Below are 17,395 nucleotides of genomic sequence, written 5' to 3'. Positions count from 1 at the left end.
TACTTTTGGGGCGTTTGCCAAAAGTGACCCGCTGTAAGAGCGGAACCATAAGCAGCCATCACCGCAGCAACGGATATACACCCAGCCCCAAGGTTTACATGCCCCACACCCCAGGTAGAATGGCGCCTCTGCCCCATCACCCGAGCACATTTCATGGCGTTGCCGACCCTGCGCATCATCGGTTTCATCATCGGCATCTTCCTGATCACCCTGGCAATCGCCATGGTCGTCCCCATGGCCACCCTGGTGATCTTCGAACGCACCAGCGATCTCCCCTCATTCCTGTGGGCCAGCCTGATCACCTTCCTGGCAGGCCTGGCCCTGATCATCCCCGGCCGCCCCGAGCACGTCCACCTGCGCCCGCGGGACATGTACCTTCTTACAGTGACCAGCTGGGTCGTCGTGTGCATCTTCGCCGCGCTGCCCTTTTTACTGACCCAACACATCAGCTACACCGACTCCTTCTTTGAAAGCATGTCCGGCATCACCGCCACCGGTTCAACCGTTTTGAGCGGCCTGGACAGCATGTCCCCGGGCATCCTGATGTGGCGCTCGCTGCTGCACTGGCTCGGCGGCATCGGCTTTATCGGCATGGCGGTCGCCATTTTGCCGCTGCTGCGCATCGGTGGCATGCGCCTGTTCCAGACCGAATCCTCGGACCGCTCGGAAAAAGTCATGCCCCGCTCGCATATGGTGGCGCGGCTGATCGTGGCGGCGTATGTGGGCATCACCATCCTCGGCAGCCTCGCATTCTGGTGGGCCGGGATGGGCTTGTTCGATGCGATCAACCACGCGATGTCGGCGATTTCCACCGGCGGGTTTTCCACCTCCGACGAATCCCTGGCCCACTGGAAACAACCGGCCGTGCACTGGGTTGCGGTGGTGGTGATGATCCTCGGCAGCCTGCCGTTTACCCTGTACGTGGCCACGTTACGCGGCAACCGTCGGGCGCTGATCAAGGACCAGCAGGTGCAAGGCTTGCTCGGCTTGCTGCTCGTGACCTGGCTGGTACTCGGCACCTGGTATTGGTGGACCACCAACCTGCATTGGCTGGATGCGCTGCGCCATGTGGCGGTAAACGTGACCTCGGTGGTCACCACCACCGGCTTTGCGCTGGGGGACTACAGCATCTGGGGCAATTTCTCACTGATGCTGTTCTTCTACTTAGGCTTTGTCGGCGGCTGCTCGGGCTCTACCGCGGGCGGGATCAAGATTTTCCGGTTCCAGGTCGCGTATATCCTGCTCAAGGCCAACTTGAACCAGCTGATTCACCCGCGCGCGGTGATCAAGCAGAAGTACAACGGCCACCGTCTCGATGAAGAAATCGTCCGTTCGATTCTGACCTTCTCGTTTTTCTTCGCGATCACCATTTGCGCCATCGCCCTGGCCCTGTCGTTGCTTGGGCTGGACTGGATGACTGCATTGACCGGCGCCGCCAGCACGGTGTCCGGCGTAGGCCCCGGCCTGGGCGAAACCATCGGCCCGGCCGGTAACTTCGCCAGCTTGCCGGATGCAGCCAAGTGGATATTGTCGTTCGGCATGCTGCTGGGCCGGCTGGAAATCATTACAGTATTTGTACTGTGCATCCCGGCGTTTTGGCGTCACTGACCGTCGGCGCTTGCAGCAACCGCGCCCGGTATTCGCCGGGCGTGGCATCGAACCAGCGGCGGAACGCGCGGAAGAAATTGCTCGGGTCAGCAAAGCCCAACAGGTAGGCGATTTCCAGCAGGGTCATGCTCGGCTGCGCGAGGTATTGCTCGGCCAGTTCGCGGCGGGTGTCGTCGAGCAAGGTCTGAAAACTGGTGCCCTCCTCCTGCAACCGCCGCTGCAAGGTGCGCTGGGACAAATGCAGGGTCTGCGCCACCACTTCGCGCTTGGGCTCACCCTGGGGCAGCAAGCGACACAACACCTGGCGTGCCTTGTGGGTCACGCGACTTTCAGAAAACCGTGCCAGGTACTCACCGGCAAATCGATCATGCAGCAGCGCCATGGCCTCGTTGGCGGTGGGCAGGGGCTCGTCCATGTCAGCCTGTTCGAAAATCAACGCGTCATAGGGCGCGTTGAATTCAAGCGGCGCATGAAACGCCTGTAGATAGGGCGCCAGGTCGGCCGGCTGGTCGCCTTGCAGCACCACCTTGCGCGGATGCAACGTCCGCCCGGTCAGCCAGCAACAAAACGCCAGGGCGCTGGCCAGGGAGGCCTCGGCGCTTTGTCGCGTGGGAGGCAAGTGGTCACCGTGCACGGTCAGAATCAGCGCATAACCTTCGGGGAAGAGCCTGAAACTCAGATCGGCGCTTTCGGCGATGATTCGCTGGTAGCGCACCAAGCGCGTAAAGCCCTCGGCCAATGTGTTGCTGGACATCAGCGCGTAACCCGCCACGTGAAACGACGCCGGGCGCACCACCTTGCCCATGTTCAAGCCAATCGCCGGGTTGCCCGACAGTTCCACTGCCCGCTGCCACAGGCGCGTCATGGAGTCTTGCGCGAAGCGCGCGTCGGGATCACTGAGAGCGGTGTAGTCCAGGCCCAGCTGCTTGAACAGCGCACGACAATCCAGGCCGTCCATTTCCAACGCCTTGACGATGCCCATGGCCCAGCTTGCAGAAGTTGTTCGTTCGCTCATGGCGCCTTCTTAAATAAGCAGGCTCAAATGCAGCCAGCAAGCCAAGGATACTAAAGTGGCATCTATTGTCACTGGCTGTTCCCACTGATCACTCTAGACTCAAATAAGCTCCCCGCCGAACATCTGTTGGGCGGCACATTTATCAAAGGGTTGGCCACTGTGGAAAACGTTAAACAATTCAACAGCTTTGCCGAATTCTACCCGTACTACCTGAGTGAACATGCGAACAGCACCTGCCGCCGTCTGCACTTTATCGGCACCACGCTGGTGATCGGCATTCTGGCCTACGCCATCGGCCGAGGCTCGTTGGGCCTGCTGATTGGCGTGCCACTCGCCGGCTACAGCTTTGCCTGGATCGGCCACTTCTTCTTCGAAAAGAACCGCCCCGCCACCTTTCAGCACCCGTTCTACAGCCTGCTGGGCGATTTCGTGATGTACCGCGACATGATTTTGGGCAAAGTGCCGTTCTGAGGTGTGACCTCATGTCACTTGCGTAACATCAATTAAAGTTCGTACATCCGTCCACATTAAAGTCTATTTGTCATTTGCAGTGCTGTATCCTGCGAAGGCTTTTTAAGAGCGCGGAATCACCTGCGATTGAAAACAGACCTTGCGAGGAGCGACGACGATGCACGAGATACCTAATCTCCCCTTCCCAAGCCTGCACGAAGCTGAGCAGCCAACACCGCAGCAGGCGAGCCCACAGCAGCCTGAGGCCAAAGAAGCAAAACCAGTCGACGGCAACAGCCAGGACTGACGTTGTACCAGACCGTGTGGAAAGCGCAGCTGTGAAGCGCTTTCCACACTGCCTGAATCATGAGATCCCCGTTATGACCGATACCCTCCCCGATTCCCCGGACGCTGCCGTACTCGACGCTGCCTTGCAGATGGTCGACGTCTGGAACCGTCTCAGTGCCGACAAACAAGCGCTGTTGCTCAAGCGTTTTGGCACCCAGGAAAACGCCCTGGCCGCGCTGGTGACGACCCAAATGCTGGCGCCCTCCAAGCCCTGACGGCTGTTTGACCTGACGTTTTTGCGTTTTGCCGCCCTACAGAGGCCAAAGCACCGGTATCATTAGCAGCCTATCTTTACCTGCTGCGACAGTGGACCTCTCCCATGCCAGATACCCAGCGCCCCATGGCGGTCACGCTGCAAGTTGTTTCCATCGTGCTGTTTACCTTTATCGGCTACCTGAATATCGGCATTCCCCTCGCCGTATTGCCGGGCTACGTGCACAGTCAGTTGGGCTATGGCGCAGTGATCGCCGGGCTGGTGATCAGTGTGCAATACCTGGCTACATTACTGAGCCGCCCTTACGCCGGACGCATGATCGACACGTTGGGCAGCAAGCGCGCCGTGTTGATCGGCTTGGTGGGCTGCGGCCTGAGCGGCGTGTTCATGCTGCTCGCCGCGTGGTTCTCGAGCCTGCCGGCACTCAGCCTCGCCAGCCTGTTTATAGGTCGCCTGGTACTGGGCAGCGCGGAAAGCCTGGTCGGCTCCGGCGCTATCGGCTGGGGCATCGGCCGGGTCGGTGCGGCGAATACCGCCAAAGTCATCTCCTGGAACGGCATCGCCAGTTATGGCGCGCTGGCGATCGGCGCGCCACTGGGCGTAGTGCTGGTCAGTCAGCTCGGGCTGTGGAGCATGGGGTTCAGCATCATTCTGCTGGCCGTGCTGGGCGTCGCCCTGGCCTGGCGCAAGGAAGCCACGCCCATCGTCGCCGGTGTGCGCTTACCCTTCATGAACGTGTTAGGCCGGGTGCTGCCTCACGGCTGTGCGCTGGCACTGGGCTCGATTGGTTTTGGCACCATCGCCACCTTTATCACCCTGTATTACACCACCCAGCATTGGGATAACGCGGTGTGGGCATTGAGCCTGTTCGGTGCGAGCTTTATTGGCGCGCGGTTGCTGTTCGGCAATTTGATCAACCGGATTGGCGGCTTTCGCGTGGCGATTGCCTGCCTGTCGGTAGAAATTCTTGGCCTGTTGCTGCTGTGGCTGGCGCCCGATGCCCATCTGGCATTGGCTGGCGCAGCGTTGAGCGGCTTTGGCTTTTCCCTGGTGTTTCCGGCGCTCGGCGTGGAGGCGGTCAACCTGGTGCCAGCGTCCAGCCGGGGCTCGGCGGTGGGCGCCTATTCGCTGTTTATCGACTTGTCGCTGGGCATCACCGGCCCGCTGGCCGGGGCCGTGGCGGCAGGTTTTGGCTTCGCGTCGATCTTCCTGTTCGCCGCGCTTGCGGCCTTCGGCGGCCTGTTGCTGAGTGTGTATTTGTACCGGCAAGCGCCCAAGGCGCGCGAGGCTCGCGGCGCCTAAAAGTCGACCTTGCCGCGCCCGGCCTTGATGCTGCCGCGCTTGGTCTTGGATTCGAGGCGACGCTTTTTCGAGCCTAATGTGGGCTTGGTCGGACGGCGCTTCTTTTCGACTTTGGTGGCGCTGAGGATCAACTCCACCAAGCGCTCCAGCGCATCCGCGCGGTTCTGCTCCTGGGTCCGGTATTGCTGGGCCTTGAGCACGAGCACGCCTTCGCTGGTGATTCGGCTGTCGCGCAGCGCCAGCAGGCGCTCCTTGTAAAAGTCCGGCAGCGACGACCCCGGAATATCAAACCGCAGGTGCACCGCGCTCGACACCTTGTTGACGTTCTGACCGCCGGCGCCCTGGGCGCGAATGGCGGTCAGCTCGATCTCGGCATCGGGCAGTTGCACGTTGTTGGAAATAACCAGCATTACTCAGAAACCTTAGGCAACGGACAAGCCCAACTCGGACAACAACATCGACGCCTGGGCTTTGGAAATCACGGCGCCTTTGAACAGTTTGGCATCATTGAGACGAAACCCGCTCAAATCTGCACCGCGCAAATCGGCACCGGCAAAATTGGCACCATTGAGGCGGGCGTGGGCGAGGCTGCAGTCGATCAGTTCCGCCTTGCGAAAGTCGGTGTCCGACAAGTCGCTGTCGGAGAAATCCAGGTTATTCAGCACGGTCCGGGCAAACGACAGGCCGGACAAAAACGCGCTGTTGAGCCGGGTTTCGCTGAAGCTCAGGCCCAGGGATGCGCAATGGGTGAAGTTGGCGCCGGTGAGCTTGCAGTGCTCAAAGCTGGCCTGGGGCAGTTTGCTGCGCTGCCAGCGAGTGTTATTGAAGTCACAGCTGCTGAACTGCGCCTCCAGCAGGTTCGCCGCCTCGAAAATGGCGTGGCCTGCCCGGCAGTTTTTCCACTGCGTGCCTTCCAGACGTGAACCCAGGAACGAGGTCTGGACCAGAATGCAGCGCTCGAATACCCAATGGTCCAGCACCATCCGCGACAAATCGGCCCCGCTCAGGTCGACGCCCACCAGGCGCAACGGCCCGCTGTACTGAGCGATCAGGTCTTCCAACGCCTCGCGCTGCAAGCTGCCGCCGTCAATATCGGTGTGTTGCATGGGGCCTCCCGCCAGGTATCAGGTTAAAACGAGGCGCGAGTCTAACCCGTCAGCGCCCACAAAAAACCCGGCAAAACGCCGGGTTTTTGTTTACCGGAAGGGTCCTACTCCAAAACCGTATCCGCTGAGTGAGCAGCGGCCTCAGCCCTGCGCTTGTTCTTGATCCAGTAGCACAGCCCCATAAACGCCACCCACACCGGGATCGCGTACACCGAGACCTGAATCCCCGGAATCATCAGCATGATCACCAGGATAAACACCACAAACGCCAGGCAGATGTAGTTGCCGTAGGGGTACCACAGCGCCTTGAACAGCGGCACCTGGCCGGTGCGGTTCATGTGCTGGCGGAACTTGAAGTGGGAGAAGCTGATCATCGCCCAGTTGATCACCAGTGTGGCTACCACCAGCGACATCAGCAGTTCCAGTGCATGTTGCGGGACCAGGTAGTTCATCAGCACCGCCACCAGCGTGACCGCCGCCGAGGCGAGGATTGAACGCACCGGCACGCCACGCTTGTCGATCTTCGCCAATGCTTTGGGCGCATCACCCTGCTCGGCCATGCCCAGCAACATCCGGCTGTTGCAGTAGGTGCCGCTGTTGTACACCGACAGCGCCGCAGTCAGCACCACGAAGTTGAGAATGTGCGCGGCGGTGTTGCTGCCCAGCATCGAGAAGACTTGCACGAACGGGCTGCCGCTGTAGGCATCGCCGGATGCATTAAGGGTCGCCAGCAGGCTGTCCCACGGCGTCAATGACAACAACACGACCAGTGCGCCGATGTAGAAAATCAGGATGCGGTAGATCACCTGGTTGATCGCTTTCGGGATCACGGTGCGTGGCTGGTCAGCCTCGGCCGCGGTAAAACCGAGCATTTCCAGGCCGCCAAAGGAGAACATGATGATTGCCATGGCCATCACCAACCCGCCGACGCCATGGGGGAAGAACCCGCCGTGGTCCCACAGGTTACTGACCGAGGCCTGCGGGCCGCCGCTGCCGCTGACCAGCATGTAACTGCCCAGGGCGATCATGCCGACAATGGCCACCACCTTGATGATCGCGAACCAGAACTCGGCCTCACCGAAGACTTTGACGTTGGCCAGATTGATCAGGTTGATCAGCACGAAGAATGCCGCCGCCGAGACCCAGGTCGGGATCTCCGGCCACCAGTAGTGCACGTATTTGCCGACAGCCGTCAGCTCCGACATGCCCACCAGAATGTACAGAATCCAGCAGTTCCAGCCCGACAGGAAGCCGGCGAAACCGCCCCAGTACTTGTGGGCAAAGTGGCTGAAGGAACCGGCAACCGGCTCTTCGACGATCATTTCGCCCAGCTGGCGCATGATCATGAAGGCGATAAAGCCGCAAATGGCATAGCCCAGAATCATCGACGGTCCGGCAGATTTGAGCACCCCGGCCGAACCCAGGAACAGGCCGGTGCCGATGGCGCCCCCGAGGGCGATCAACTGGATATGCCGATTTTTCAGGCCGCGTTTCAGCTCGCCTGAAGAGGAATGGGGTCCACTCATGAAAAGGGTCTCACGCAAGATTTGAGGAGGTTGAATGCAGGTTGCTGCCGTGAATCTCGACTCAGGCAGCGCGGCTCAAACCCCAGCGCAGGCACCAGGAATACAGCGTCTTTCTAACGGTCATGCGTCACCTGTTTGTTTTTATCTGTGACGAAATCGAACCCGTCTGGCTCGTGGCCAGGCGGAATGATCGGGGCTTGCTACACCCCGGGTCTTGGCCTTTTGCGTGGGTACGCAAGGGGAGTCACAGTAAAACGCGGCGCATTGTACACCGCTCAACCGCTTCGGCACGCCACGGGAAGGTGCACGCGACAATCTGTCAGGCATTCCTTACAGCGTAGGACCACTCAACAATGGGACGACTTTATCGTCAATTAATCGTTACAGCCTGGAAAATAAGCGTTACAGCCGAACTGAATTTGTCAGAAACCGGAAAAATGTCAGTAGGAAATTTCTGACAAATTACCGTTTCCAGCCCTTTGTTTTCTTTGAATAAAAAAGCGTTACGAAAAAACAGAACAAAAAATCCAAATGAAACCGTGTCAATAAATATTTTGCATTCCGAAACACACTCTCCTAGGTTCTTCACTTGCCCAGCGAAGCCCGCTGGCAAGCCGTTCTCAAACAACGTCCTCTAGGAGATACACCATGCAAGTACTGGAAAACGACCTGGAAACTGAACTGCAACTTGACGATTGGTTTGAAGCGCCGACCCATGAGGCCGCCGTTGAAATGATGCAAGCCGACGCCGTTGTGCCGTTTGGCACCGCGATGTGGCCGTTCTAAAACCGGCAGGCATTTGGCAGGTGCCGTGCACGGCACCTGCTCCCTTACCCAAGGCACAGAAGGACACCCGTCATGGACAAGGTCCGCGCTGTCGAACACTTCCTCTACTACCTCGCTCATCACCCGGCCCTCAATGGCCTGAACCGCCCCACCGTGCTGCTGGGCCACACCGAGCGCTACGACGCCATCGCCCAGGCAATCACCCACGGCAGTGCCGCGCGCTTCAACTTCCAGGTGCAGCGCCTGGACCTCACACCCAGCGAAACCATGGCGCCTGCCATCGAGGCCTGCGACCTGTACCTGTTTCTCTACGATTCCTCGACATTGCCCAACCCACGCGCCGAAGGCCCGGACTTTATCCGCGCCCTGCAAGGCGTGATGGCAGAGCACTGGAAAAAATCCCTGCTGTTCAAGGATTACGGCGACTACTTCTACGACACTTTCAGCGTTGAGCCGCAGCGCATCGCCGACCTCAACGCCACGCTGATCCGACGCATGTCCCAGGCCAACGTGCTGAGCTTTACCGACAAGCACGGCTCACGCCTTGAAGCGCCGATGAGCAGCATCAAGAAGTGGACAAACATCAATGGCGTCGGCAACCACGACTTGGCGCCCGGCGAAATCGCCACTCACAGCGAAGCCATCAACGGCCAGGTGCGTTTTGTCGGCACCTTTCTCAGTACCATCCCGTTTGCGCGCAAGTACGGCGTGCTGCAATCGCCGCTGGAATTGTGGATCGAGAACTCGACCATCTGCGGCGTGGCCAGTGACGTACCGGGGCTGGCGGATGATTTCAACAAGTACTTGAATGCCAACCCGTCCAACCGGCGTGTGGAGGAATTGGGCATTGGGACCAATGAAGGGGTCAAGGATTTGTATGCGCGCAATGCCGGCTTTGAAGAGCGCCATTGCGGCTTGCACCTGGGTTTGGGTGGCGGGCAGAAAGGCAGCCATCACCTGGACCTGATCTTTGCCAGCGGGGTGTTGGCGCTGGATGACAAGCCGGTGTTTGATGGGACTTTTGCGTTCTGAACATTGACCTCTGAAATGACTGAGATCCAATGTGGGAGCGGGCTTGCTCGCGAAAGCGGTGGTTCAGTCGAAGCATTTGGCGACTGACACTGCGCATTCGCGAGCAAGCCCGCTCCCACATTTTTTGACCGCATTTCATGCAAAAAAAAAACGCCAACCCGAGGGTTGGCGTTTTTTATGCCGCAGCTAAATCACTGCGGCTTCTTGCGACCAAAACCTGGACGCTGACCCGAACCGGCCGGGGCGCCGCGGCGCTTGCCCGACGGCTCGTCCGCGACCAGTTTAGGGCCGGGGCGCTTGTTCGCTGAAGGCTTGGCTGGGCGCTTGGTGCTGGCGTTGTCGGCTGGGCGATCCGCCTCACCACGGTTGCTACGACCACCGGCCGGAGCAGGACGCGGTGTACGCGGAGCACGGTCGCCTTCCTGACGCGATGGCGCCGTTGGGCGGCGCTCACCTTCGATCTGCGGCTCGCGGGAAATACGACCGCCGGTGGCCGGTGCATTCAGCGCCGGGCGCACGGTGCGCGCAACACGTTCAGTGCGGGCCACAGGGCGCGACGATTTACGCTGCATACGCTCAAGCTTGTCTTTGCTCTTGGCGTTCATCTGCGGCATCGCGACAGGCGTCAGGCCCACTTCGGCACTCAGAATGTCGACTTCATACTGGCTCATTTCGCGCCAGCGGCCCATCGGCAGGTCGGAGTTGAGGAACACCGGGCCGAAACGCACGCGCTTCAGGCGGCTGACCACCAGGCCCTGGGATTCCCACAGGCGACGCACTTCACGGTTACGGCCTTCCATCACCACGCAGTGGTACCAGTGGTTGAAACCTTCGCCGCCTGGCGCCTGCTTGATGTCGGTGAACTTCGCCGGGCCGTCTTCCAGCACCACGCCCGCCTTCAGCCGCTCGATCATCTCGTCATCGACTTCACCCCGAACACGCACGGCGTATTCACGGTCCATCTCGTAGGACGGGTGCATCAGGCGGTTAGCCAGTTCACCGTCGGTGGTGAACATCAGCAAGCCGGTGGTGTTGATGTCCAGACGACCGATGTTGATCCAGCGGCCTTCTTTGGGCTTGGGCATCTTGTCGAACACGGTTGGACGGCCTTCCGGGTCGTCACGGGTGCAGATCTCGCCGTCGGGCTTGTTGTACATGATCACGCGGCGCACCGATTCGGCGGCCTCTTCACGCTTGATGACCTTGCCATCAATGGTGATTGCGTCATGCAGGTCGACGCGCTGACCAAGGGTGGCTTCTACGCCGTTGACCTTGATGCGCTTCTGGGTGATCCAGGCTTCGACGTCGCGGCGTGAGCCCACGCCGATACGCGCCAGCACCTTTTGCAGCTTTTCGCCTGCAGGGCCGATTTCCTGGCTATCGTTCTGGTCTTTGTCGTTCATCTTAAGCACCTCCCGGTGGGTCGATTCAGGCGTGGCCTGAATGGTGTTGAAAGCGGGGCTTGCGGCGAATACGTCGCCGAAGGGTCGCGAATCATACGCGTATGACGCGCATTGCGCATCAGAGACTAGCTCATTAGTGGGCAGTCACTTGCTTTTCCGCCGACCGGTGGCGCCCAGCGCCAGCAACCGCAGCTCGGCTTCGGCCAATACGGTGCGCTTGTCGACCTTGTCGAGTTTCTTCCAGGCACGGATTTCGCGCTTGCTGCGGCCACAGCCCACGCAGATGTCGTCGGTGAACTTGCAGATGCTGATGCAGGGGTCTTTGGTAGAACTCATGGGAATCCTCTGAAGTAAGCCCCGCGCGCAGCGGGGGGCCGATCAAAATGCAGACGCCCAAAGCCGGGTAAGTGACCTGTATCAGGGCAGACGCTTGACGGTGAATACCTTACCCGTCTTCGACAATTTGCCTTGCCAGTCTTCTGCATTGCACTTCAACTTAACCCAGACCGGAATGGTTGTGCCGTCGTCATCCTTGAATTCCGTGGGTTTGCAGCCTGGTGGTAACGCGTTCTTATAACCGACCCACAACGCGTCAAAGGAACCAGGACGATAATAGACAGGGCGCTCGACGCCATTTTTGATGCTCAGACCGATAGCGCCAGTGGGCGCGCCACCCTCGACAATATTAACGCTGTCGTCCCTCTCGCCTTTGTCGTCAATGTAAGGATTATAAGTCGCTGCCACCGCATAAGCGGAAGAGAACACTGCCGAGCAGATCAAAACCATCGCGCCCAGCGAAGCCATGAAGTGTTTACGCATGTTTTTCATGAGGGGTCATCCATATCAAAAGAGAAGGGATTGCGACCACCACGAATGAAACGGCACAGGCGCAATGGCGTTCAGCGATTAAACGCCGAGTGCTACGGCCAAACAACTGTCAGATCTAACAGGTAGCGCGCCTGCCACGGAGCCCGTTGACAGCTCTTATCGGCGGGTAAATCAAGGCTCAAACAAGCGACGCTCGTTTTCAATGGCTTCAGCCAGCGCTTGTGCTTCAGCCTCTTCGTCACTCAATTCGGGTTGCCCCAGTGCAGCGACTGCGGCCAGAAGTTTCTCACGCGCCTCGGCAACGCCAAGGCTGTCTTCTTCAGGCTCAGGCTCTGGTGCCGGATCCGCTTCCCTGTCGACTTCAGGCTCCGTTTCAGCACTGGCCTGGGGTTCAGGCTCAACCGCACCATCACGCAGCAAGTCATCAAAATCGGTCTTGATGCCCTGCTCCATATCATCCAGTTCCAGCAACAACGTGTGGAAGCTGGTTTCGTCCTTCGGCTCTTCCGGCTCGGCGCTGGCATCGGCCAGCTCCTGCAGGCTGGCGGGCACTGGCGCGTCGTCGAAGTCGAGCACCGGGTCCGGCTCCATCTCGCGCAGTTCGGCAAGCGGCGGCAAGTCGTCGAGGTTTTTCAGGTTGAAGTGGTCGAGGAATACCTTGGTGGTGGCAAACATCGCAGGTTTACCCGGCACGTCGCGGTAACCGACGATGCGGATCCACTCGCGCTCCAGCAACGTCTTGACGATATGGCTGTTCACCGCCACGCCACGTACGTCCTCGATTTCACCCCGAGTGATTGGCTGTCGATAGGCGATCAGCGCCATGGTCTCCAGCATCGCCCGTGAATAACGTTGCGGGCGTTCTTCCCACAGACGGCCTACCCACGGGGAAAACTTCTCACGGATCTGCAGGCGGTAACCCGACGCCACCTCGCGCAATTCAAAGGCACGGCCGTCGCAAGACTTGCGCAAAATCTCCAGCGCCTTCTTGAACACCGGCGGCTCGGGGCGCTCGGCCTCTTCAAAGAGTTCGAAGAGGCGTTCCAACGATTGCGGTTTACCCGAGGCCAGAAGAAAGGCCTCCAGCAGCGGGGCCAGTTCGCGGGGTTCAGTCAAATTCATCGATTCAGCTCTTTATTCGGCTCGCGCCCGCACGTGGATAGCCGCAAAAGGCTCATTCTGGACCAGCTCGACCAAGGATTCCTTGACCAACTCGAGGATCGCCATAAAGGTCACCACCACCCCCAGGCGCCCTTCTTCTTTGGTAAACAGCTCTACAAACGGCACAAACCCGCCGCCCTTGAGGCGGTCGAGCACATCACTCATGCGCTCGCGGGTGGACAAGGCTTCGCGGCTGACCTGGTGACTTTCAAACATGTCGCCACGGCGCAGCACTTCGGCCATGGACATCAGCAGTTCTTCCAGGCTGACATCCGGTAACAGCTTGCGCGCCCGGGCTTCCGGGGCGTCGAGTTTGGGCACCACCACGTCGCGACCTACACGGCTCAAGCCGTCGATGCCTTCGGCGGCGGCCTTGAAGCGCTCGTATTCTTGCAGGCGGCGGATCAGTTCGGCGCGCGGGTCATCTTCTTCGGCTTCGACGGTCTCGGAGCGCGGCAGCAACATGCGCGACTTGATCTCGGCGAGCATGGCGGCCATCACCAGGTACTCGGCGGCCAGTTCCAGGCGCACCGACTGCATCAACTCGACATAGCCCATGTACTGGCGAGTGATTTCCGCCACGGGAATGTCGAGGATGTTGATGTTCTGTTTGCGGATCAAGTAAAGCAGCAAGTCCAGCGGGCCTTCGAAGGCTTCAAGGAAGACTTCCAGGGCGTCCGGCGGGATGTACAAATCCAGCGGCATTTCCAGCACGGCCTGGCCGTAGACCATGGCAAATGGCAGTTCCTGCTGGGCGCCCGCCTGGCTGTCGACGGTTTCCACGACCGACATTCAGGCCTCGACCATAAACGGCGTCGGGTCGCCGCAGCCCACTCGCACCACTTCCGGCTCGCCATCGGCCAGGTTAATCACGGTGGAGGCTTTGCCGCCGCCGAAACCGCCGTCGATGATCAGGTCCACTTGCTTTTCCAGCAGTTGGCGCATCTCGTACGGGTCTTCCAGCGGCTCGGTGTCGCCGGGCATGATCAACGACACGCTCATCAGCGGTTCACCCAGCTCGGCCAGCAAAGCCAGGGCAATCGGGTGCTCGGGCACGCGTAGGCCGATGGTGCGTTTCTTCGGGTGCAGCAACAGGCGCGGCACTTCGCGGGTGGCGTTGAGAATAAACGTGTAAGGCCCCGGCGTGTGCGCCTTGAGCAGGCGGAACGTGCCGGTGTCGACCTTGGCGAACAAGCCAAGCTGCGACAGGTCGCTGCAAATCAGCGCAAAGTTGTGGTTCTTGTCCAGGTCACGCAAGCGTCTGACCCGCTCAACCGCGCCCTTGTCGCCGATCTGGCAACCGATGGCGTAGGACGAATCCGTCGGATAAATCACCACGCCGCCGGCGCGAATGATCTCCACAGCCTGTTTGATCAGGCGCGCTTGCGGGTTTTCCGGATGAATCTGGAAGAATTGACTCACGTGTTCTACCTGTTCAGACGGTGGCAGTAATGGGGTCATGCTTGAATCGCCCCCACAAAAGCGGCAAATCTTCCGGGACCGCGCGGTATTCGCCGATCTCGGACCAGCCGCCTGGGCCATGAAAATCACTGCCGGCAGTCACCAGCAGACCAAATTCGCGCGCAAGAATCGCCAGGCTACCCACTTGATCAGCGGGCTGGTGCCCGTTGACTACCTCGATCGCGTGGCCGCCCGCTCCAATATAGTCGCTGATCAGCTTGCGACGCTTGCTGCGGGTGAAATCGTAATGCCAAGGGTGCGCCAGGCTGACCCAGGCCCCGGAGGCCCGCAGCGTCGCGACGGTTTCCTCAAGGGTCGGCCAATGTTGCTTCACATCGCCCAACTTGCCGGCGCCCAGCCATTTGCGAAACGCTTCGGCGCGGTCCTTAACAAAACCTTCACGTACCATCCAGTCGGCAAAATGCGGCCTGGCCGGTGCATTGCCACTGTCGCCCAACTCCTGCTGGACGGCGCGGGCGCCTTCGAGGGCATTGGGCATGCCTTTGAGGGCGAGTTTGCGGCTTATTTCTTCGGACCGCAGCCAGCGGCCATCGTGCAACTGAGCAATAGCCGCCACCAGCGGCGGGGCATTTTGGTCGAAACCGTAGCCAAGCACATGAATGGTGGCGCCGCCCCAGGTGCAGGACAATTCCACGCCGTTGACCAACTGCATGCCCAGCGCCTGCGCGGCTGTGCGGGCCTCATCGAGGCCTTCGAGGGTGTCGTGGTCGGTCAACGCCAGGACTTGCACGCCTTTTTCAAACGCACGCGAGACCAGTACCGCAGGCGCCAGGGCGCCGTCGGAGGCTGTGCTGTGGCAGTGCAAATCAACATTCACGGAAGTGTGTAACCTCAAGTCAGCTGGCGCTTTCGCTACCAAGGATGTTTGTTATTATGCCGCCACATCCAGCTTCTGGCTCTTACTGTGAAACAATTCATCGACTTCGTCCCACTGTTGCTGTTTTTCATCGTTTATAAACTCGACCCACGTGTCATCGACCTGGCCGGCCATGAGCTGACCGTCGGGGGCATCTACAGCGCCACCGCCGTGCTGATCATCAGCTCTGTCGTGGTCTACGGCGCGATCTTCATCTCCCAGCGCAAACTCGAAAAAAGCCAATGGCTGACCCTCATCGCGTGCCTGGTCTTTGGCAGCCTGACCCTGGCCTTCCACAGTGAAACCTTCCTTAAATGGAAAGCGCCGGTGGTGAACTGGCTGTTCGCCGTGGCGTTTATCGGCAGCCACTTCATTGGTGACCGCCTGCTGATCAAGCGGATCATGGGCCATGCGCTGACCCTGCCGGAGCCGGTGTGGACGCGCTTGAACATCGCCTGGATCATTTTTTTCCTGTTTTGCGGCGCCGCCAATCTGTTCGTGGCCTTTACCTTCCAGGACTACTGGGTCGACTTCAAAGTCTTCGGCAGCCTGGGCATGACCGTGTTGTTCCTCGTCGCACAGGGTATTTACCTGTCGCGCCACCTGCATGACACCGACCCCACTACGCCGAAAACCGAGGACTGACATGCTCTACGCCATTGTTGCTACCGACGTTGCCAACTCGCTGGAAAAACGCCTCTCCGTGCGCCCCGCTCACCTTGAGCGCTTGAACGTGCTGCAAGCCGAAGGTCGACTGGTGCTGGCCGGCCCCAACCCGGCGGTCGACAGCAACGACCCGGGCGACGCCGGTTTTACCGGCAGCCTGATCGTCGCCGAGTTTGCCTCCCTGGCCGATGCCCAGGCCTGGGCCAAGGCGGACCCGTATATCGCAGCGGGCGTCTACGCGGATGTCTCCATCAAGCCGTTCAAGAAAGTCCTGCCTTGACCCCGGCGTGCGCCGAACCTATTGCGTTCGGCGTACTCCTAATGGCTCATTATTCCCGGTAACCTGCCGACAACGTTCTGAATATTCGTGTGGAATGAGGAGTTCCGATGCGCTTACGTCAGTTGTGTCTGTTGGCAGTTTTAACGATCGGGGCCACGGCCCACGCGGAAGAACCCTCGAATACCGGCAGTCCCACGCCTCTGTCTTTGAGTGCCGCCGGCCAGATCAGCGATTTGCAGCAACGCTTGAAAGAAAGCGAGCGCCTGCGTGAAGAACTGAGCAAGCAACTGCAAAGTGCAGACGCTACGCGCGAAAGCGCTCAACTGAGTCGTTTGCGCCAAGAGAACCAACACCTGGCCCAGCAACTCAAAGAAGCACAGAGCGGCACCTTGACCCGCTGGCTGACCGAGCAACAACAGTGGTTTGTCACGGGTGGCGCTGTAGCACTGATCGCACTGCTGTGCGGGATTTTCGCCAGTGGTGGGCACCGTCGCCGTCGACAATGGCTAAATTGAGTGAGTCATGAGCGAGCTGTTACTGATAGATGATGACCAGGAGCTCTGTGAGCTGCTGACCAGTTGGTTGAGCCAGGAAGGTTTCCAGGTGCGCGCCTGCCACGATGGCTTGAGTGCGCGCAAAGCCTTGGCCGACAGCGCCCCTGCGGCGGTGGTGCTCGACGTGATGCTGCCCGATGGCAGTGGCCTTGAGCTGCTCAAGCAATTGCGCAATGACCACCCGGATTTGCCGGTGCTGATGCTGTCGGCACGGGGCGAGCCGCTGGACCGCATCCTCGGCCTGGAACTCGGCGCTGACGATTACCTGGCCAAGCCGTGCGACCCGCGTGAACTCACTGCCCGTTTGCGCGCCGTACTGCGCCGCAGCCACCCGGCGGCGGTGTCGACGCAGATGGAACTGGGGGATTTGTGCTTCAGCCCGGTGCGCGGTGTGGTCAGCATTGATGAGCAGGAATTTACGCTCACTGTTTCTGAAAGCCGCTTGCTCGAAGCGTTGTTGCGCCAGCCTGGTGAGCCGCTGGATAAGCAGGAGTTGGCGCAGATTGCCTTGGGGCGCAAGTTGACGCTTTATGATCGCAGCCTCGATATGCACGTGAGCAACCTGCGCAAGAAAATTGGCCCGCATACGGATGGTCGGCCACGGATTGTGGCGTTGCGTAGTCGTGGGTATTACTACAGCCTTTGATTGGCGGGGGCGGGTTTGTGGGGTACATATCCGTTATTTGGGTCACGGCCTAAATTGGTTCCGCTCTTACAGCGGGTCACTTTTTGAAGAGCGCAAAAAGTAACCAAAAACGCTCCGCCCCACCACTCGGCA

At 59.8% G+C, this 17,395-nt stretch carries 21 protein-coding genes; 10 read left to right on the top strand and 11 right to left on the bottom strand.

The window, feature by feature from the left end:
- Positions 1-153 precede the first annotated feature (153 nt).
- Positions 154-1,608, top strand: a complete 1,455-nt coding sequence (locus tag Q7C20_RS25605; protein WP_375071025.1) for a TrkH family potassium uptake protein — start codon at positions 154-156, stop codon at positions 1,606-1,608.
- On the opposite strand, the gene Q7C20_RS25600 is transcribed toward Q7C20_RS25605, so the two are convergent.
- Positions 1,565-2,623: an AraC family transcriptional regulator gene (locus tag Q7C20_RS25600; protein WP_375071024.1), complete on the bottom strand. Its 1,059-nt coding sequence runs from the start codon at positions 2,621-2,623 to the stop codon at positions 1,565-1,567. The genes Q7C20_RS25605 and Q7C20_RS25600 overlap by 44 nt on opposite strands.
- 159 nt (positions 2,624-2,782) lie before the next feature.
- Here Q7C20_RS25600 and Q7C20_RS25595 point away from each other — a divergent pair, with 159 nt between their 5' ends.
- The 3 genes from Q7C20_RS25595 to Q7C20_RS25585 all read left to right on the top strand — a co-directional run bounded on the left by Q7C20_RS25595 (position 2,783) and on the right by Q7C20_RS25585 (position 4,937).
- The gene (locus Q7C20_RS25595; RefSeq protein WP_348062363.1) at positions 2,783-3,094 is read left to right on the top strand and encodes a DUF962 domain-containing protein; all 312 of its coding nucleotides are present in this window, start codon (positions 2,783-2,785) and stop codon (positions 3,092-3,094) included.
- Between the two features lie 359 nt (positions 3,095-3,453).
- Positions 3,454-3,636, top strand: coding sequence for a hypothetical protein (locus Q7C20_RS25590; RefSeq protein ID WP_375071023.1), 183 nt, complete (start codon positions 3,454-3,456; stop codon positions 3,634-3,636).
- Between the two features lie 104 nt (positions 3,637-3,740).
- Complete coding sequence (locus Q7C20_RS25585; protein WP_375071022.1) at positions 3,741-4,937, top strand: MFS transporter; 1,197 nt, start codon at positions 3,741-3,743, stop codon at positions 4,935-4,937.
- Here Q7C20_RS25585 and arfB read toward each other — a convergent pair.
- From arfB to Q7C20_RS25570, 3 genes are all read right to left on the bottom strand, one after another.
- Positions 4,934-5,347: an alternative ribosome rescue aminoacyl-tRNA hydrolase ArfB gene (gene arfB / locus Q7C20_RS25580; protein ID WP_348060955.1), complete on the bottom strand. Its 414-nt coding sequence runs from the start codon at positions 5,345-5,347 to the stop codon at positions 4,934-4,936. The genes Q7C20_RS25585 and arfB overlap by 4 nt on opposite strands.
- A gap of 12 nt (positions 5,348-5,359) precedes the next feature.
- Positions 5,360-6,043: a pentapeptide repeat-containing protein gene (locus tag Q7C20_RS25575; RefSeq protein WP_375071021.1), complete on the bottom strand. Its 684-nt coding sequence runs from the start codon at positions 6,041-6,043 to the stop codon at positions 5,360-5,362.
- 104 nt (positions 6,044-6,147) lie between these two features.
- On the bottom strand, positions 6,148-7,569 hold the full coding sequence (locus Q7C20_RS25570; RefSeq protein WP_375071020.1) for an amino acid permease: 1,422 nt from the start codon (positions 7,567-7,569) through the stop codon (positions 6,148-6,150).
- 648 nt (positions 7,570-8,217) lie between these two features.
- On the opposite strand from Q7C20_RS25570, the gene Q7C20_RS25565 reads away from it, so the two are divergent.
- Both Q7C20_RS25565 and Q7C20_RS25560 read left to right on the top strand, forming a co-directional pair.
- Positions 8,218-8,355, top strand: coding sequence for a hypothetical protein (locus Q7C20_RS25565; protein WP_034100099.1), 138 nt, complete (start codon positions 8,218-8,220; stop codon positions 8,353-8,355).
- A gap of 72 nt (positions 8,356-8,427) precedes the next feature.
- On the top strand, positions 8,428-9,387 hold the full coding sequence (locus Q7C20_RS25560) for a leucyl aminopeptidase (RefSeq protein ID WP_375071019.1): 960 nt from the start codon (positions 8,428-8,430) through the stop codon (positions 9,385-9,387).
- Between the two features lie 191 nt (positions 9,388-9,578).
- Here the strand turns inward: Q7C20_RS25560 and rluB are convergent, their stop codons facing one another.
- The 7 genes from rluB to Q7C20_RS25525 form a co-directional block, all read right to left on the bottom strand.
- Positions 9,579-10,790, bottom strand: a complete 1,212-nt coding sequence (gene rluB / locus Q7C20_RS25555; RefSeq protein ID WP_348060963.1) for a 23S rRNA pseudouridine(2605) synthase RluB — start codon at positions 10,788-10,790, stop codon at positions 9,579-9,581.
- 144 nt (positions 10,791-10,934) lie between these two features.
- On the bottom strand, positions 10,935-11,126 hold the full coding sequence (locus Q7C20_RS25550) for a DUF1289 domain-containing protein (protein WP_083357036.1): 192 nt from the start codon (positions 11,124-11,126) through the stop codon (positions 10,935-10,937).
- An 81-nt stretch (positions 11,127-11,207) separates the two neighbouring features.
- Positions 11,208-11,618 (bottom strand): hypothetical protein, encoded by a 411-nt coding sequence (locus tag Q7C20_RS25545; RefSeq protein ID WP_375071018.1) that lies wholly within the window; start codon positions 11,616-11,618, stop codon positions 11,208-11,210.
- Between the two features lie 171 nt (positions 11,619-11,789).
- On the bottom strand, positions 11,790-12,740 hold the full coding sequence (gene scpB, locus Q7C20_RS25540; protein ID WP_375071017.1) for an SMC-Scp complex subunit ScpB: 951 nt from the start codon (positions 12,738-12,740) through the stop codon (positions 11,790-11,792).
- A gap of 12 nt (positions 12,741-12,752) precedes the next feature.
- Positions 12,753-13,451 (bottom strand): ScpA family protein, encoded by a 699-nt coding sequence (locus Q7C20_RS25535; RefSeq protein ID WP_175403020.1) that lies wholly within the window; start codon positions 13,449-13,451, stop codon positions 12,753-12,755.
- Between the two features lie 120 nt (positions 13,452-13,571).
- Positions 13,572-14,201: an L-threonylcarbamoyladenylate synthase gene (locus Q7C20_RS25530; RefSeq protein ID WP_348060979.1), complete on the bottom strand. Its 630-nt coding sequence runs from the start codon at positions 14,199-14,201 to the stop codon at positions 13,572-13,574.
- 13 nt (positions 14,202-14,214) lie between these two features.
- Complete coding sequence (locus tag Q7C20_RS25525) at positions 14,215-15,078, bottom strand: PHP domain-containing protein (RefSeq protein ID WP_375071016.1); 864 nt, start codon at positions 15,076-15,078, stop codon at positions 14,215-14,217.
- 87 nt (positions 15,079-15,165) lie between these two features.
- On the opposite strand from Q7C20_RS25525, the gene Q7C20_RS25520 reads away from it, so the two are divergent.
- The 4 genes from Q7C20_RS25520 to Q7C20_RS25505 all read left to right on the top strand — a co-directional run bounded on the left by Q7C20_RS25520 (position 15,166) and on the right by Q7C20_RS25505 (position 17,263).
- Positions 15,166-15,762 (top strand): septation protein A, encoded by a 597-nt coding sequence (locus Q7C20_RS25520; protein ID WP_375071015.1) that lies wholly within the window; start codon positions 15,166-15,168, stop codon positions 15,760-15,762.
- A gap of 1 nt (position 15,763) precedes the next feature.
- Positions 15,764-16,063 (top strand): YciI family protein, encoded by a 300-nt coding sequence (locus Q7C20_RS25515; protein WP_348060973.1) that lies wholly within the window; start codon positions 15,764-15,766, stop codon positions 16,061-16,063.
- Between the two features lie 107 nt (positions 16,064-16,170).
- The gene (locus Q7C20_RS25510; RefSeq protein ID WP_375071014.1) at positions 16,171-16,578 is read left to right on the top strand and encodes a translation initiation factor 2; all 408 of its coding nucleotides are present in this window, start codon (positions 16,171-16,173) and stop codon (positions 16,576-16,578) included.
- Between the two features lie 7 nt (positions 16,579-16,585).
- Positions 16,586-17,263, top strand: coding sequence for a response regulator transcription factor (locus tag Q7C20_RS25505; protein ID WP_348060977.1), 678 nt, complete (start codon positions 16,586-16,588; stop codon positions 17,261-17,263).
- The last annotated feature ends 132 nt before the right edge of the window (positions 17,264-17,395 follow it).

Source organism: Pseudomonas sp. AMR01, from assembly GCF_041946035.1.
Lineage (GTDB): Bacteria > Pseudomonadota > Gammaproteobacteria > Pseudomonadales > Pseudomonadaceae > Aquipseudomonas > Aquipseudomonas antarctica_B.
This window is presented reverse-complemented; position numbering and strand designations above follow the sequence as displayed.

What these genes read in the sequence shown, in the direction of transcription:
- Q7C20_RS25605 (WP_375071025.1), top strand. Translation starts at nt 154, where the DNA reads ATGGCGTTGCCGACCCTGCGCATCATCGGTTTCATCATCGGCATCTTC.
- Q7C20_RS25600 (WP_375071024.1), bottom strand. Translation starts at nt 2,623, where the DNA reads ATGAGCGAACGAACAACTTCTGCAAGCTGGGCCATGGGCATCGTCAAG.
- Q7C20_RS25590 (WP_375071023.1), top strand. Translation starts at nt 3,454, where the DNA reads ATGACCGATACCCTCCCCGATTCCCCGGACGCTGCCGTACTCGACGCT.
- Q7C20_RS25585 (WP_375071022.1), top strand. Translation starts at nt 3,741, where the DNA reads ATGCCAGATACCCAGCGCCCCATGGCGGTCACGCTGCAAGTTGTTTCC.
- arfB (WP_348060955.1), bottom strand. Translation starts at nt 5,347, where the DNA reads ATGCTGGTTATTTCCAACAACGTGCAACTGCCCGATGCCGAGATCGAG.
- Q7C20_RS25575 (WP_375071021.1), bottom strand. Translation starts at nt 6,043, where the DNA reads ATGCAACACACCGATATTGACGGCGGCAGCTTGCAGCGCGAGGCGTTG.
- Q7C20_RS25570 (WP_375071020.1), bottom strand. Translation starts at nt 7,569, where the DNA reads ATGAGTGGACCCCATTCCTCTTCAGGCGAGCTGAAACGCGGCCTGAAA.
- Q7C20_RS25565 (WP_034100099.1), top strand. Translation starts at nt 8,218, where the DNA reads ATGCAAGTACTGGAAAACGACCTGGAAACTGAACTGCAACTTGACGAT.
- Q7C20_RS25560 (WP_375071019.1), top strand. Translation starts at nt 8,428, where the DNA reads ATGGACAAGGTCCGCGCTGTCGAACACTTCCTCTACTACCTCGCTCAT.
- rluB (WP_348060963.1), bottom strand. Translation starts at nt 10,790, where the DNA reads ATGAACGACAAAGACCAGAACGATAGCCAGGAAATCGGCCCTGCAGGC.
- Q7C20_RS25550 (WP_083357036.1), bottom strand. Translation starts at nt 11,126, where the DNA reads ATGAGTTCTACCAAAGACCCCTGCATCAGCATCTGCAAGTTCACCGAC.
- Q7C20_RS25545 (WP_375071018.1), bottom strand. Translation starts at nt 11,618, where the DNA reads ATGAAAAACATGCGTAAACACTTCATGGCTTCGCTGGGCGCGATGGTT.
- scpB (WP_375071017.1), bottom strand. Translation starts at nt 12,740, where the DNA reads ATGAATTTGACTGAACCCCGCGAACTGGCCCCGCTGCTGGAGGCCTTT.
- Q7C20_RS25515 (WP_348060973.1), top strand. Translation starts at nt 15,764, where the DNA reads ATGCTCTACGCCATTGTTGCTACCGACGTTGCCAACTCGCTGGAAAAA.
- Q7C20_RS25510 (WP_375071014.1), top strand. Translation starts at nt 16,171, where the DNA reads ATGCGCTTACGTCAGTTGTGTCTGTTGGCAGTTTTAACGATCGGGGCC.
- Q7C20_RS25505 (WP_348060977.1), top strand. Translation starts at nt 16,586, where the DNA reads ATGAGCGAGCTGTTACTGATAGATGATGACCAGGAGCTCTGTGAGCTG.